General features: G+C 72.8%; 13 protein-coding genes. 8 read left to right on the forward strand and 5 right to left on the reverse strand.

The features are described from left to right. The first annotated feature begins 110 nt into the window (after nucleotides 1–110). A complete protein-coding gene (locus EV562_RS20535; RefSeq protein WP_208298389.1) occupies nucleotides 111–4298 on the forward strand; it encodes a BTAD domain-containing putative transcriptional regulator in 4188 nt (1395 codons plus the stop codon). Nucleotides 4299–4321: 23 nt separating this feature from the next. Here the strand turns inward: EV562_RS20535 and EV562_RS20540 are convergent, their stop codons facing one another. From EV562_RS20540 to panB, 3 genes are all read right to left on the reverse strand, one after another. Further along, nucleotides 4322–5146 carry an ABC transporter permease gene (locus tag EV562_RS20540; RefSeq protein ID WP_133888286.1) on the reverse strand — a complete coding sequence of 275 codons (825 nt, stop codon included), beginning with the start codon at nucleotides 5144–5146 and terminating at the stop codon, nucleotides 4322–4324. After that, the gene (locus EV562_RS20545; RefSeq protein WP_133888287.1) at nucleotides 5143–6174 is read right to left on the reverse strand and encodes an ATP-binding cassette domain-containing protein; all 1032 of its coding nucleotides are present in this window, start codon (nucleotides 6172–6174) and stop codon (nucleotides 5143–5145) included. Before EV562_RS20545 ends, EV562_RS20540 begins: the two co-directional genes overlap by 4 nt. Nucleotides 6175–6372: 198 nt before the next feature. Beyond that, on the reverse strand, nucleotides 6373–7248 hold the full coding sequence (gene panB, locus EV562_RS20550; RefSeq protein ID WP_133888288.1) for a 3-methyl-2-oxobutanoate hydroxymethyltransferase: 876 nt from the start codon (nucleotides 7246–7248) through the stop codon (nucleotides 6373–6375). 306 nt (nucleotides 7249–7554) lie between these two features. Between panB and EV562_RS20555 the strand changes: the two genes are divergently transcribed. The 4 genes from EV562_RS20555 (at nucleotide 7555) to EV562_RS20570 (ending at nucleotide 11104) form a co-directional block, all read left to right on the forward strand. After that, complete coding sequence (locus EV562_RS20555; protein ID WP_133888289.1) at nucleotides 7555–8607, forward strand: endonuclease/exonuclease/phosphatase family protein; 1053 nt, start codon at nucleotides 7555–7557, stop codon at nucleotides 8605–8607. Between the two features lie 115 nt (nucleotides 8608–8722). Next, the gene (locus EV562_RS20560) at nucleotides 8723–9964 is read left to right on the forward strand and encodes an MFS transporter (protein WP_133888290.1); all 1242 of its coding nucleotides are present in this window, start codon (nucleotides 8723–8725) and stop codon (nucleotides 9962–9964) included. 76 nt (nucleotides 9965–10040) lie between these two features. Continuing rightward, nucleotides 10041–10892 carry a helix-turn-helix transcriptional regulator gene (locus EV562_RS20565; protein WP_133888291.1) on the forward strand — a complete coding sequence of 284 codons (852 nt, stop codon included), beginning with the start codon at nucleotides 10041–10043 and terminating at the stop codon, nucleotides 10890–10892. Beyond that, nucleotides 10889–11104: a DUF397 domain-containing protein gene (locus EV562_RS20570; RefSeq protein WP_133888292.1), complete on the forward strand. Its 216-nt coding sequence runs from the start codon at nucleotides 10889–10891 to the stop codon at nucleotides 11102–11104. The genes EV562_RS20565 and EV562_RS20570 overlap by 4 nt, the downstream gene beginning before the upstream one ends. Nucleotides 11105–11110: 6 nt before the next feature. On the opposite strand, the gene EV562_RS20575 is transcribed toward EV562_RS20570, so the two are convergent. After that, nucleotides 11111–11335, reverse strand: a complete 225-nt coding sequence (locus EV562_RS20575; RefSeq protein ID WP_133888293.1) for a hypothetical protein — start codon at nucleotides 11333–11335, stop codon at nucleotides 11111–11113. A 435-nt stretch (nucleotides 11336–11770) separates the two neighbouring features. Here EV562_RS20575 and EV562_RS20580 point away from each other — a divergent pair, with 435 nt between their 5' ends. Continuing rightward, the gene (locus tag EV562_RS20580) at nucleotides 11771–12220 is read left to right on the forward strand and encodes a hypothetical protein (RefSeq protein WP_133888294.1); all 450 of its coding nucleotides are present in this window, start codon (nucleotides 11771–11773) and stop codon (nucleotides 12218–12220) included. Nucleotides 12221–12240: 20 nt separating this feature from the next. Here the strand turns inward: EV562_RS20580 and glnA are convergent, their stop codons facing one another. Beyond that, nucleotides 12241–13602 (reverse strand): type I glutamate--ammonia ligase, encoded by a 1362-nt coding sequence (gene glnA / locus EV562_RS20585; RefSeq protein WP_052840241.1) that lies wholly within the window; start codon nucleotides 13600–13602, stop codon nucleotides 12241–12243. Between the two features lie 291 nt (nucleotides 13603–13893). Between glnA and EV562_RS20590 the strand changes: the two genes are divergently transcribed. Continuing rightward, entirely contained in the window at nucleotides 13894–14562 is a 669-nt protein-coding gene (locus tag EV562_RS20590; protein ID WP_133888295.1) for a DUF3105 domain-containing protein, read from the forward strand. After that, the gene (locus EV562_RS20595) at nucleotides 14559–15185 is read left to right on the forward strand and encodes a DUF305 domain-containing protein (protein WP_133888296.1); all 627 of its coding nucleotides are present in this window, start codon (nucleotides 14559–14561) and stop codon (nucleotides 15183–15185) included. Before EV562_RS20590 ends, EV562_RS20595 begins: the two co-directional genes overlap by 4 nt. Nucleotides 15186–15189: the final 4 nt, after the last annotated feature.

The following is a 15189-nucleotide window of genomic DNA, read 5'->3' on the forward strand; positions in this document are numbered from 1 at the left end:
GTCGTTCCGGGGCGGGAGCGCGGGTCGGGAGCGGGGGCTGCCCGGAGGCGGCCGCGCCGGGCGGCGGAAACCCCGTGACCGGCTCCGACGGCAGCGGGGACAATGGGCCCGTGCGCTATCGCATCCTCGGAACCACCCAGGCACTCCGTCCCGACGGCACGGCCGTCCCGCTCGGCGGGGCGCGGCTGCGTGCCCTGCTGACCGTGCTCGCCCTCCGGGCCGGCCGGGCCGTCCCGACGGGGCTGCTGGTGGAGGAGGTGTGGGGCGGGGCCCCGCCCGCCGACGCGTCGGGGGCCCTGCAGGCGCTGGTCGGGCGGCTGCGCCGGGCGCTGGGCTCGGACTCGGTCGCCTCGGCCGACGGCGGCTACCGCCTCGACGCCGCCCCCGACGACGTCGACCTGCACCGCTTCGACCGGCTCGCCGGTGAGGGCACCCGCGCGCTCGCCGACGGCGACCCGGCCAAGGCTGCCGTCGTACTGGACGACGCCCTCGCCCTGTGGCGCGGCCCCGTCCTCGCCGACCTGCCCGACCGCACCGCGGAGGCGGCGCGTTGGGAGACCCGGCACCTGGACACCCTGCGGGCCCGCCACACCGCCGCCCTGGGCCTGGGCCGGGCCGAGCACTCCCTGCCCGAGCTGACCGCCCTGTGCGACGCCCACCCCCTGGACGAGCCCCTCCAGGCGCTGCGGCTGCGCGCCCTGCGCGACACCGGCCGCACCGCCGAGGCGCTCGCCGCCTACGACGGCGTGCGCCGCCTCCTCGCCACCCGCCTCGGCACCGACCCGGGCCCCGACCTCCGGGCCCTGCACGCGGAACTGCTCCACCCGGCCTCGCCCCCGACCCCCGGCCCGGCTCCGACGCCGGGCCCCGGCACGACGGCGGCACCCGGGTCCGGGTCCGGGGCCGGGTATGGGTCCGGGTCCGGGTATCGGTCCGGGTCCGGCTCCGGTCCGTCCCCGAGGTTCGGCGCGCGGCCGGGCGCCGGGTCGGCTCCGGTGCCCGGCGAGGGTCCGGCGCCCGGATCCGGTTACGGCCCCGGTGAGACGCCCGGGTCCGGTGCGGGGCGGGAGCCTGACTCGGGACAGCGCCCGGGTGCGGGTGCGGGTGCGGGGTCCGGTCCGGGTCTGGAGGACGGTTGGCCTTCGACGTCCGGCGCGGGTCGGGAGGCCGGTGCGGGGTCGGGTTCGGGTTCGGGTCGGGAGGACGGTTGGCCTTCGACGTCCGGCGCGGGTCAGGAGCCCGGTGCGGGTGAAGGGTCCGGTTCCGGTCCGGGTCTGGAGGACGGTTGGCCTTCGACGTCCGGCGGGGGATCGGAGCCCGGCGCGGGTCAGGCTTCGGGTCCGTGCCCGGCTGCGGGGTCGGCTTCGCCGTCCGGTCATGGTCCGGGGCCGAGGCACGGCTCGGGCTGGGCGCCCGGTGCGGCTCCGGTTTCCGGGGCGGCCCCGGGGCGCGGTTCGGCGCCCGGCCCCTCCTCGGCCCCGACGTCCGCTCCTGGTCCCGCCCCGGTGCCCGGCACCCCTGCGGCGCCCGCCGTCCCGTCGGCCTCCGGTCCGGTGCCTCCCCCCGGCACCGGGTCCGGAGACGCCCTCGCCCCGGCCCCGGGCACGGGATCCGCACCGTCCTCCGGCCCCGGCACCGTGTCCGCCCCGGCCGTCGGTACCGGTACCGGCCCCGGCACCGTCCCCGGAGTCGCACTCGCCCCCGGCCCGGTGCCCGCGGCGCCCCCGGGGTCCTTCGACGGAACCGGTGTGGAGGCGCCTCGTCCCCGGGGCAATCTCCGGGCCCGGCTCACCTCCTTCGTCGGCCGGGACCACGACGTGGACGTACTGCGCGCCGACCTGGCGACCGCGCGGCTGGTCACGCTCCTGGGGCCCGGCGGCGCCGGAAAGACGCGGCTGTCGCAGGAGGTCGCCGAGCGGGCCGGGGACACGGCGCCCGACGGGGTGTGGCTGGCCGAGCTGGCGCCCGTCGACGACCCCGCCGCCGTACCGGAGGCCGTGCTGACCGCCGTCGGCGCCCGCGAGACCGTGCTCTACCGCGCCGGCGCCGAGGAGATGCGGGCCGTCACCGCCGTCGAGGGGCAGGACACCGCCGTCGAGCGCCTCGTCGAGCACTGCGGCCGGCGCCGCATGCTGATCGTCCTCGACAACTGCGAGCACGTCGTCGACGCCGCCGCCCGCCTCACCGAGGAACTCCTCGCCCGCTGCCCCCACCTGACCGTCCTCGCCACCAGCCGCGAACCCCTCGGTGTCCCCGGGGAGTCGCTGCGCCCCGTGGAGCCGCTGCCCGAGCCCGCCGCGCTGCGGCTGCTCGCGGACCGGGGCGCCGCCGCCCGCCCCGGCTTCCGCGTCGACGCCGACGAGGCGACCGCCGCCGCCTGCGCCGAGATCTGCCGCCGCCTCGACGGCCTGCCGCTGGCCATCGAACTGGCCGCGGCCCGGCTGCGCATGCTCACCCCGCGCCAGATCGCCGACCGGCTCGACGACCGCTTCCGCCTGCTCACCTCCGGCAGCCGCACCGTCCTGCCCCGCCAGCAGACGCTGCGCGCGGTCGTCGACTGGTCCTGGGACCTGCTCGACCCGGACGAGCGCGAGGTACTGGGACGGCTGTCGGTGTTCGCGGGCGGCTGCGACCTCACCGCAGCCGAGGCCGTGTGCGGGCCCGCCGCGCTGGACGCACTCGGCTCCCTCGTCGACAAGTCCCTCGTCGTGGCCACGCCCGTGACCGACCGGAGCACCGGCGACGGCATGCGCTACCGGCTCCTGGAGACCGTCGCCGAATACGCCGGCGAGCGCCTCGACGAGACCGGCGGGCGGGCGGCCGCCGCCCGTGCCCACCTGACGTACTACCGCGAACTCGCCCGCACCACCGACCCTCTGCTGCGCGGGCCGGAGCAACTCGCCGCCGTCGAGCGGCTGGAGCGCGAGTACGAGAACCTGCGCACCGCCCTGCGGCACGCCGTCGCCGAACGCGACGAGCAGGAGGCGCTGTGCCTGGCGCTGTCGCTGGTCTGGTACTGGCAGATGCGCGACCTGCGGGTGGAGGCCCGAAACTGGTTCGCCGAGGTTATGGCGCTCGGCCCGGACCCGTTCGCCGAGCCGGCCCGGCCCGCCGAGCCGGTGTGGGAGCGGTGCACGTCCGCCCCGCCCCCGATGACCGGCGAGGTCCTCGCTGAGGCCCGGCGCGGTGTGCACCTGGCCCACCTGGCCTGCATGGACACGGAACTGGACGCGTGGCAGAACCCGGCGGCCCAGCGCAAGCTGCGGGTCATCACGCAGACGTACGAGCCGGGCATGCCGCAGACCTGTTCCAGCCCCGGCCTGCTCTGGTTCTTCGCCGTGATGTTCACCGGTGACATGGAACGGCTGCACGAGATCATCAACGCCACCGTGCGCACCTGCCGGGAGACCCCGGGATACGACTGGGAGTTGGCCGGCGCGCTGCAGATGCGCGCCAACATGCTCGCCAACCGCAGCGACTGGGCGGGTGACGCACTCCGCGACGCCGACGAGTCGCTGGAGATCTACCGCCGTCTCGGCGACGCCTGGGGGATGGCCGAGGCCCTCTCCGGTCGCGCCGAGGCCCGGGAGCGCATCGGCGACTACGAGCTCGCCGCCGCCGACTACCGCTCCGCCGCCGGGCACGCCCGGCGGCTCGGCGCCCACGCCCAGGTGGACATCCTCGACGCCCGCCTCGGCAGCGTGCTGGTCGAGGCGGGCGAGTCCGACGAGGGCGAGCGCATCCTGCGCGACGTCATCGAACGCACCCGCGGGGCGGGCCACAACGGCGCGATGCCCGCGGCCCGGATGTACCTCGCCGGGTGGCTCGGCATGACCGGGCGGACCGCCGAGGCCGGCGAGCAGTTGCGGCTGCTGCGCGAGGAGTTCTCCATCGCCCACTTCGTGGTCTTCGACGCCTTCATCCTCGCCGCGGAGGCCTGGCTCGCCACTCTGCTGGACCGGCACGAGGAGTGCCTGACCAAGATCCGCGAAGCCCTGGTACGCGCCGAGGACCCGCTCTCCACGGCCGTCGCCCCGCACATGCGCTCCGCCTACCTGACCATCGCCGCCATGGGGATGGCCCGCCTGGACGGCGGTCGCAGGGCCGTGGACGGCGCGCGGTGCCTCGGCGCCGCCGACGCCATGCTGCCGGCCGGCCACGTGTCGTCGGGCATGGAGCGGGACGCGCGCGAGCGGGCCGCCGACCGGGTCCGCGAGGTGCTCGGCACCGAGGCCTGGGAGAGCGCGTACGCCGAGGGCGGCCGGCTCTCCGTGGAGGAGGCCGTCGCCCTCGTCTGACGCGCCCCGCGCCCGCGTGGTGCTCAGGACTTGGTACGGAACTTGTGGATGGCGACCGGCGCCATCACCGCCGTCAGCACGGCGGACCAGGCCAGCGTCACCCAGAGGTCGTGCGCGATGGGACCGCCCAGCATCAGGCCGCGCGCGGTGTCGGCCAGCGAGGACAGCGGGTTGTAGTCCGTGAACGCCTGGAGCCACCCCGGCATCGAGTCGGTCGGCGCGAAGATCGACGAGCCGAACTGCAGCGGCATCAGCACCAGGAACCCCATCGCCTGCACGGACTGCGCGTTCTTCATGATCACGCCGAGGGTCAGGAACACCCACATCAGGGCCGAGCCGAACACCGCGGACAGTCCCACCGAGGCCAGGAGCCCCGCCCAGTCGGTGATGTCGAAACCGACCAGGACGGCGACGACCATCAGCACAGCGGTCGCGAACAGCATCCGCAGCAACTCCACCGCGATCTTCGCGAACAGCACCGAGCCGCGCCCGATCGGCAGCGACCGGAAGCGGTCCATGACACCGGAGTTGAAGTCCTGGTTGAAGCCGGTCCCGACCCCTTGGGCCATGTTCATGCCCATCATGGCCATCAGGCCGGGGATGACGTACTGCACGTACGCCTGCTGACCGCCGCCCAGGGACTGCCCGATCGAGCCGCCGAATACGTAGACGAACAGCAGCGTGAAGACGATCGGGAAGAGGATGGCGTCGAACATCGACTCCGGGTCCTGCCGGATCCACAGCAGGTTGCGGCGGATCAGCGCGCCGGTGTGCCGGAGGTGGGCGCGCGGGGTGATCCGCGCGTCCGGGGTGTACGTGGTGTCGGGGGTGTACGTGGTGGCGCTCATGCGGCGACCTCCTCGCGGGCGTCGTCGGTGGCGGGCGCGGGATCCTGCGGGGCACTGGCGCGGTGGCCGGTGAGGGACAGGAAGACCTCGTCCAGACTGGGCAGTTCGGTGGTGACGGCGGAGACGGTGATGCCGCGCGCGGTGACCGCGCCGACCACGGCCGTCAGCTGTTCGTCGCTGAGGATCGGCACCAGGACGGACCCGCGCTCGACGTCCACGGTGGTGTCGGCGAGCCCGGTGATGCCCAGCTCGTCCAGGTAGGCGGCGAGCGGGCGCAGCTGGAGCGGGTCGGCCGGGCGGACCCGCAGGGTGCGGCCGCCGACCTTGGCCTTCAGCTCCTCGATGCCGCCGTTCGCGATGACCTTGCCGCGGTCCACGACGGTCAGCTCCGAGGCGAGCTGCTCGGCCTCCTCCATGTACTGGGTGGTGAGCAGCACGGTGACGCCGTCGCCGACCATGCGCTTGACCTCCTCCCACACCTCGTTGCGGGTGCGCGGGTCCAGGCCGGTGGTGGGCTCGTCCAGGTACAGCACCGCCGGGTGCCCGATCATGGAGGCGGCCAGGTCGAGGCGGCGCCGCATGCCGCCGGAGTAGGTGGACGCGGGCCGCTTGCCGGCCTCGGTGAGCGAGAACCGCTCCAGCAGCTCGTCGGCGCGGGCGCGCGCGTCCCGGCGGGACAGGTCGAGCAGCCGGCCGATCATGTAGAGGTTCTCCCAGCCCGGGAGCTTCTCGTCCACGGAGGCGTACTGTCCGGTCAGCCCGATGACCCGGCGCAGCTGCCGCGGTTGCCGCACGACGTCGTACCCGGCGACGTGCGCCCGGCCGGAGTCGGGGGTGATGAGGGTGGACAGGATGCGTACGAGGGTGGTCTTGCCCGCGCCGTTCGGACCGAGCACGCCCATCACGGTGCCCTCGCGCACGTCCAGGTCGACGCCGTCCAGCGCCTTGGTCTCGCCGTAGTGCTTGACCAGCCCCCGCACGGTGACCGCGCTGTCCGCGGCCCGGGGAGTGTCGTCGATTCGCTTCATGGCCCAGACGATGGCAGGGGCCACCGACAAAGCACCGACATCCCGCCGACAGGCCCCCGGCACCGCCGACATCCCGCCGACAGCCCTGCCGGGGGCGCCACCGGACGGGGGTTCCCGGGCGGGAGAACCACCGGCCCCGCCGACGGGGGAAGATCGGCGGGGCCGGGTCGTACCGCGATGGTTTTCTGGCGGACGCCGCTAGTGCACGGAGTGCGCGTCCTCGGGGAACGTGCCGCCGACGACGTCCTCGGCGTACGCCTTGGCGGCGTCGCCCATGACCTTGCGCAGGTCGGCGTACTGCTTGACGAACTTCGGCATCCGGCCGCCGGTCAGCCCGAGCATGTCGGTCCACACCAGCACCTGGGCGTCCGTGTCCGGACCCGCGCCGATCCCGACCGTCGGGATGTGCAGCGTCCGGGTCACCTCGGCGGCCAGCTCGGCCGGCACCAGCTCCAGGACGACCGCGAAGGCACCCGCGTCCTGCACCGCCTTGGCGTCGCGCAGCAGCTGCTGGGCCGCCTCCTCGCCGCGGCCCTGCACCCGGTAGCCCATGGCGTTGACGGACTGCGGGGTGAGGCCGATGTGGGCCATCACGGGGATGCCGGACTCGACGAGCAGCCGGATCTGCTCGTGCGACCGCTCACCGCCCTCGAGCTTGACCGCCCCGACCCCGGCCTCCTTGACCAGCCGGGTCGCCGAGCGCAGCGCCTGCACCGGACCCTCCTGGTAGGAGCCGAAGGGCAGGTCGCCGACGATCAGGGCGCGGCTGGTGCCCCGTACGACGGCGGCCGAGAGCATCGTCATCTCGTCCAGCGTGACGGGCACGGTGGTCTCGTAGCCCAGGTGGCAGTTGCCCGCGGAGTCGCCGACGAGCATCACGGGGATGCCGGACTCGTCGAAGACGGACGCGGTCATCGCGTCGTACGCGGTGAGCATGGGCCACTTCTCGCCGCGCTCCTTGGCGGCGGTGATGTCCCGGACGGTGATACGGCGGTTGATCTTGCCCCCGTACAGCGCCCTGCTCCCGTCGGAGGGGGTGCGCTGCGTCGTCTGGGCAGCCGAAAGCTGCGTCATGGCAACGGCTCCTTCATGTCATCTCGAGGCGCCCTGACGGCGTCCCCGGATCCCCTCCATGGTGGCACCTGTGGCGGGCGACGGCTAGGGGACCCTCGTTTCGTGCCGTGTGACGGCTCATGGGGTCGAATGTGCCCGTTCTGTCACAGAGCCGCCCGTCCCGGCGCGGTGCGGAACTCCGCGGGGCGGCCCGTACGTCCTCGTGCCAGTACGGCCGTCCCGGGACGGCGGGATCGGAACCGATCATCCCCTATGGTGCTGAGCACAGGGGGCGACGGTATGCACAGCAGGCAGTGAGGCGACGGTATGGCGCAGCAGGCGTACATCACGGAGACGGACGGCGGCGGCTCGGATCCCGAGCGCCGGGGAACCCGGATTCGGCGCCTGCTCGGCCGGGCGGTCGGCGGCTGGCGCGGCGACCGGCGGATCTGGCGCCGGGGCCTGGTCACGGCGGTGGTCGCCCTGCTGCTCGCCGCGGTCATGGCGGCCCACTCGCACATCCCGAACACCATCGGCAACCTCGGCAGCCTCACCGAGACCTTCCTGCCGTGGTTCGGCCTGCTGATCCCGGTCCTGCTGGTGATCGCCCTGGTGCGCAAGTCGGCGACGGCGCTGATCGCGCTGGTGCTGCCGGTGAGCGTGTGGTTCAACCTCTTCGGCGGCCTGCTCTTCGCCAAGACCGGCTCCGGCGGCGACCTCACCGTGGCCACGCACAACGTCAACGCCGACAACACCGACCCGGCGGGCACCGCCCGCGCCGTCGCCGCGGCCGGAGCGGACGTGATGGCGCTGGAGGAGCTGAAGGCGTCCGCCGTACCGACGTACGAGAAGGCGCTGGCCGCGAAGTACCCGCACCACGCCGTCGTCGGCACCGTCGGCCTGTGGAGCAAGTACCCGGTCAGCGACGTGAAGCCGGTCGACATCGAGCTGGGCTGGAAGCGCGCGATGCGCGCCACCGTCGCCACCCCGTCCGGGCCGATCGCCGTGTACGTCGCCCACCTGCCGTCCGTACGGGTGAAGCTGGAGGCCGGTTTCACCGCCCGGCAGCGGGACAAGAGCGCCGACGCCCTCGGTGAGGCCATCGCCGACGAGAAGCTGCCCCGCAAGATCCTGCTGGGTGACCTCAACGGCACGATGAACGACCGCTCGCTCACCGCGATCACCTCCCAGCTGCGCTCCCCGCAGGGCGCCGTGGGCGACGGCTTCGGCTTCAGCTGGCCGGCGTCCTTCCCGATGGCCCGCATCGACCAGATCCTGGTCACCGGCGTCGAACCGACGACCAGCTGGACGCTCCCGGAGACCGGCAGCGATCACCTGCCGATCGCCGCGCGTGTGAAGGTCGACACAACGGCTTCCTAGAATTCGTCTGCGGAATACCCGCCCTGAGAGTCTTTGTTCCGTACGGGAACATACAGTCGTCCCCCTGTGCCCGTCCCTCCCGTACGGACCCCGCTCTCGAAAGGCGAGACCCTTCATGCCCCTGGCCCTGCTCGCCCTTGCCGTGGGCGCCTTCGGCATCGGTACCACCGAGTTCGTGATGATGGGGCTGCTGCCCGACGTCGCGGACGACCTCGGCATCTCCATCCCCACCGCCGGCCACCTCGTCTCCGCCTACGCGCTCGGCGTCGTCATCGGCGCCCCGCTGCTCGCCGCGGCCACGACCCGGATGTCCCGCCGTGCCGTCCTGATCGCCCTGATGGCGCTCTTCGTGGTCGGCAACGCCCTGTCCGCCGTCGCGCCCGGCGAGATCTCCCTGCTGGCCGCCCGCTTCGTCAGCGGCCTGCCGCACGGCGCCTTCTTCGGCGTCGGCGCGGTCGTCGCCACCGGCATGGTCGCCCCGGAACGCAAGGCGCGCTCCGTCTCCCTGATGTTCCTGGGCCTCACCGTCGCCAACATCGTCGGCGTCCCGGCCGCCACCGCCATGGGCCAGCAGCTCGGCTGGCGGGCCACCTTCCTCGGCGTGAGCGCGATCGGCGTGGCGGCGATAGCGGCGCTGGCCCTCCTCGTCCCGCGCGACAGCGCCCCCGCCCCCGGCACCGGCCTGCGCGGCGAGCTGGCCGCCCTGCGCTCCCTGCCCGTCTGGCTGGCCCTCGGCACGACGGTCGCCGGGTTCGGCGCGCTGTTCGCCGCGTACAGCTACATCACGCCGATGCTCACCGACGCCGCCGGGTTCGCCGAGACCAGCGTGACCCTGCTGCTCGCCCTGTTCGGCGTCGGCGCCACCGCGGGCAACCTGCTGGGCGGCCGCCTGGCCGACCACTCCCTGCGCGGCACCCTCTTCGGCGGCCTCGCCTCCCTGGTCGTCGTCCTGGCCCTGTTCCCCCTCCTGATGCGCACGCCGGTCACGGCGGCAGCGTCGGTGGCCCTGCTCGGCATGGCCGCCTTCGTCACCGGCTCACCGCTCCAGCTGATGGTCATGGAGAAGGCCACCGCGGCCCCCTCCCTCGCCTCCTCCGCCAACCAGGCCGCCTTCAACCTCGCCAACGCCGGCGGCGCCTGGATCGGCGGCCTCGCCCTGGCCGCCGGATTCGGGGTCACCTCCCCGGCCACGGCGGGCTCCGCCCTCGCGGTCCTCGGCCTCGCGGTCGCGGGCACGGCCTGGGCGGTGGACCGGCGCCGCGCGGCTCTGGCCCCGGCACCCGGCCGCGATCGCGTGGTCGCGGGGCACGTGCCGGACTCCGACCGGGCCGCGTCCCACGCCGGGGTGACGGACTGACCGTTTCCCGTCACACACCGTAGCCCTCCCTCTATCGTGTCGCGCGTTGCGATACGGCGCGTAGGGAGGGGTGCGGATGCCGGTGAACGGCGAGGCGGACGAGCCGGGTTGGGAGGTCGACCCGGACGACGAGTGGGGCGTGGCCGTCCTCACCACCGTGGGCAGGCAGCTGAGGCTGCGCCGCGAGGCGGTGGGCATGCGGGCGGGCGACTTCGGTGTGGCGGTCGGGTACGGCGAGGACCTCGTCTACAAGGTCGAGGGCGGGAAGCGGATCCCTCGCCGGGAGTACCTGGAGCGGGCGGACCAGGTGCTCGACGCGGGCGGCCTCCTCGCGGCGGCCTGGGAGGACGTGAAGAGGGTTCGGTATCCCAAGCAGGTACGGGACCTGGCGAAGATGGAGGCGCGTGCCGTCGAGTCGCTCTCGTACGGCAGCTACAGCCTGCACGGGCTCCTTCAGACCGAGGAGTACGCGCGCGAACTCCTCGGCAGACGACGGCCGGCCCTCACCGAGGAGGAGCTGGAGAGTGCCGTCGCCGCACGGATGGGCCGCAAGGCGATGCTCGAACGGGTTCCGGCCCCGCAACTCAGCTTCGTTCAGGAAGAGGCGACCCTCAGGCGTCCCGTCGGAGGCATGGGGGTTCTCCGCCGACAGCTCGAACACGTGCTGGCAGTGGGGCGGCTGCGGCACGTGGAGATCCAGGTGATGCCGACGTCTCGTGGTGATCACCCGGGAGGCGGGCGGATGCAGGTGCTCAAGTTCGACGACGGCACCGCGGTCGGCCGGGCCGACGACGAGTTCGGCGGTCGGCCTGTCACGGACCCCCGGCAGCTACGCATCCTCGAACTGCGTTATGGCAGTATCCGGGCCGAGGCGCTGCCCGCCCGTGAGTCAGTGGCCTTCATCGAACAACTGCTGGGGGAGACATGAGCCGTAAGGGCACATCCGGACACCTCGCCGACCTGGCCTGGTTCAAGAGCAGCTACAGCGACACCAGTAATCCCAGCGACTGCGTAGAGGTCGCGATAACCCCCGCCACCATCCACATCCGCGACTCGAAGCGCCCCCACGGCGCCCGCCTCGTCGTCACCAGGACGGCGTGGGCGGGGTTCGTGGGGGCGGCGGTGGCTCTGAGGCCCTGACCCGGCTCAGGCCTTCATCGTGTGCGCCCGACCCTCGGCCGCCGCGCCGCCGAAGGGCGTCGAGACGCCGAGGCCGGTGGTGAGGGAGAGCGCGCCGGCCTCCGCGTGCAGGCCGGCGCCGAGCGCGCCGTCGCCTCCGATGAGGACCGTGCTGAGGGCGAGGCCGCCGGACACCTCGTCCAGGGCCGCGTCGGAGATCTCGACCGTGTCGACCTGGGGGACCGTGTTCATGGCAGGTCTGTTCCTTTCGTGGGGCGGGGGAGCGGTGCGGCGCGCACGCCCGGCGTCCGGAGTGGGAAGTCCGGAGCGGGCCACCGGCGCGTCGCGCACCGATCAAAGCACGGGGTCGAACGGCCCACCATCGCCGAGCCGTTGACCGGCGCCGTCCGGCGCCGCCGGGTTCACCGGTGTGTGGATGCGGTCGGGGAAAGCGTCGGCATCTTCACGGCATCCCCCGGGTCGCCCGGCGGTTCGGCGCCACCGGGCCCGCGGGCCCGGCGTTAAGGGCGACCCCACGCCCCGCCCGTGCGCCCGCGAGGTGAACGCCGTGGAGATTCCCGGGTTTTCCGGGACCGATTCCGGACCCGGACCCCGCCTCCGCCAACAGCACCGGCAACATGAGCTGTTAGGTTGCGGTGGTTCGGGTAGACGCGGTGATACTCCTGCATGAGTAGAGATGCCGAGGTCATCGTGCTCGCCCGCTGGTCGGACGAGGTGATGGAACCGCTGACCCGGGACGACCCGGAACGCACGTGGCAAGGCCGCTTCGTCCCGATAGCGGGGCACGAGGGCTACGAGTTCGGGTGGGCTCTGGAGTTCGACAAGGTGCACGCCCGCAAGGGCCTGCTCAAGCACCTGGAGTCGCTGCCGTGGCCGCATCCGCATACCGTGCAGATTCTGCTTCGCGACCAGGACGACGACTGCTTCGGGATGTGGATGTTCCAGGAGGGCCGTCTGGTGGAAGTCGCCCTTGCGCGCACCGAGCGCTTCCACCAGCCGGCACCGCCCGACGACGACTCCGAACCGGACCCGGGCGTCCTGCTGCGCACCGACCAGGAAACGGCTCTGCCCGAGCAGACCCCGGAAGCACGCCGCGACACCCGCTCGCCCTGGTAAGTACGGCCCCGACCTGCCCCCTACAGCACCGGCAGCGACTTCCGCAGCTCGAACGCGGTGACCTGGGACCGGTACTCCTCCCACTCCTGCCGCTTGTTGCGGAGGAAGAAGTCGAAGACGTGCTCGCCGAGCGTCTCGGCGACCAGGTCGCTGCGTTCCATCAGGGCGAGGGCCTCGCCCAGGTTCTGGGGGAGGGGCTCGATGCCCAGGGCGCGGCGCTCCGCGTCGGAGAGGGCCCAGACGTCGTCCTCGGCGCCCGGCGGGAGCTCGTAACCCTCCTCGATGCCCTTGAGGCCGGCGGCGAGCAGGACGGCGTAGGTGAGGTACGGGTTGGCGCCGGAGTCGATGGAGCGGACCTCGACGCGGGCCGAGCCGGTCTTGCCGGGCTTGTACATGGGGACGCGGACCAGGGCCGAGCGGTTGTTGTGGCCCCAGCAGATGTAGGACGGGGCCTCGCCCCCGGCGCCGGCGGTGCGCTCGGTGCCGCCCCAGATGCGCTTGTAGGAGTTCACCCACTGGTTGGTGACCGCGGAGATCTCGGCGGCGTGGCGGAGCAGGCCCGCGATGAAGGAGCGGCCGACCTTGGAGAGCTGGTACTCGGCGCCCGACTCGTAGAACGCGTTGCGGTCGCCCTCGAAGAGGGAGAGGTGGGTGTGCATGCCCGAGCCCGGGTACTCCGAGAACGGCTTCGGCATGAAGGTGGCCTGGAGGCCCTGCTCCAGCGCGACCTGCTTCATGACCAGGCGGAAGGTCATGATGTTGTCGGCCGTGGAGAGCGCGTCGGCGTAGCGGAGGTCGATCTCCTGCTGGCCGGGGGCGCCCTCGTGGTGGGAGAACTCCACCGAGATGCCCATCGACTCCAGCATGGTGATCGCCTGGCGGCGGAAGTCCATGCCGATGTTCTGCGGGGTGTGGTCGAAGTAGCCCGAGTTGTCGGCCGGGGTCGGCACCGAGCCGTCGACCGGCTTGTCCTTGAGCAGGAAGAACTCGATCTCCGGGTGGGTGTAGAACGTGAAGCCCAGGTCGGAGGTGCGGGCCAGGGCCCGCTTGAGGACGTAGCGCGGGTCCGCGAAGGACGGCGAACCGTCCGGCATGAGGATGTCGCAGAACATCCGGGCCGTGCCGGGGGCCTCCGCGCGCCACGGCAGGACCTGGAAGGTCGACGGGTCCGGCTTGGCGATCATGTCGGACTCGTAGACCCGGGCGAAGCCCTCGATGGCGGAGCCGTCGAAACCGATGCCCTCGTCGAAGGCCTGCTCCAGCTCGGCCGGGGCCACGGCGACGGACTTGAGGAAGCCCAGCACGTCCGTGAACCACAGGCGTACGAACCGGATGTCGCGCTCCTCCAGCGTCCGGATCACGAACTCCTGCTGCTTGTCCATCTTCCGCTTCCCCATCCTTGCTGGTCAGGCCGCCTGGCTCCGGTAGGGCGGGAGGCGGTCGGGCACCTGAGCATCACACCACAGCGCCGTTACGTACGCGTTGCGGACCTCGGCGGGCGGGTCCGCCCCGTGACCGCAGCGTAGAGGCCATCTGTTCGATCGGGCCATTCCGGGGATCCGGCCGGGACGGATCCTGTGATCTCCCTACGAATGACAGGCCCCGCGCGATTACGATCAGCGGACCTCACCGCTCCTGTGTCCCGAGAATTCTTCCCAGAAGGGCAACACCCCATGGGTTCCGCCAAGAAGAGCAGCAACACGGCGCGACAGGCCCGCATAGCCGAGATGCGGCGTGCCGAGGAGGCCCGCGACCGCCGCAACCGGATCCTCGCGATCACGCTCAGCACCGTGGTGGTCGCCGGTCTCGTCGTCGGCGGTGTCTTCCTCGTCCGGTCCCAGTCCGACGACTCCTCCGGCGACACGGCGTCCGACGGCAAGACCTCCGGCAAGTTCGTCACCGGCGCGGACGGGGTGCGGACCTGGAAGGGCGACCTCGGCCGCAACCACGTCACCAAGAAGGTGAGCTACCCGGTCGAGCCCCCGGTCGGCGGCGACCACAACCAGGTCTGGATGAACTGCAACGGCGACGTGTACACGAAGCCGCTGAACAACGAGAACGCCGTGCACTCGCTGGAGCACGGCGCCGTCTGGGTGACGTACACCGACAAGGCCCCGAAGGCCGACGTCGAGAAGCTGGCCGACAAGGTCAAGAAGACGCCGTACTCGCTGATGAGCCCCGACGACAAGCAGAAGGACCCGATCGTGCTGTCCGCCTGGGGCCACCAGCGCACCGTGACCGGCGCCGACGACCCGAACGTGGACAAGTTCTTCGAGAAGTACGTCCAGGGCCAGCAGACCCCCGAGCCCGGGGCCGCGTGCACCCAGGGACTGTCCCAGTGACCCGGAAACGGGCCGGCTGGATCGCGGGGAGCGCGGCCGCGGTGCTCGTGGCGGCCGGCGGGATCACCTTCGCGGTCGCCGGGGACGACGGCGGCAGCCGGGTCCCGGCCGCCGACTCCGCCGACGCCGGGTTCGCGCGGGACATGTCGGTCCACCATCAGCAGGCCGTGGAGATGTCGTACATCGTGCGGGACCGCACCGACGACGAGGAGGTGCGGCGGCTGGCGTACGACATCGCCCAGACCCAGGCCAACCAGCGCGGCATGCTGATCGGCTGGCTCGACCTGTGGGCGCTGCCCAAGGTGTCGTCCGACCCGCCCATGACCTGGATGGGCATGGGCGACGCCCCTTCCGCCGGTGAGGGCTCGCTGATGCCGGGCATGGCCACCGACACCGAGATGGAGAAGCTCGGGACGCTGGACGGGAAGCAGGCCGAGGTCTACTACCTCCAGCTGATGACCGAGCACCACAAGGGCGGCGTCCACATGGCGAAGGGGTGCGTCGAGAAGTGCGCGGTCGGCGTGGAGAAGCGGCTGGCCCAGGGGATGGTGGAGTCGCAGGAGTCGGAGATCCGGCTGATGGCGGACCTGCTGGCCGAGCGGGGCGCGAAGCCCCGGACATGAGTGA

Source organism: Streptomyces sp. BK208 (assembly GCF_004364245.1).
Taxonomy (GTDB): domain Bacteria; phylum Actinomycetota; class Actinomycetes; order Streptomycetales; family Streptomycetaceae; genus Streptomyces.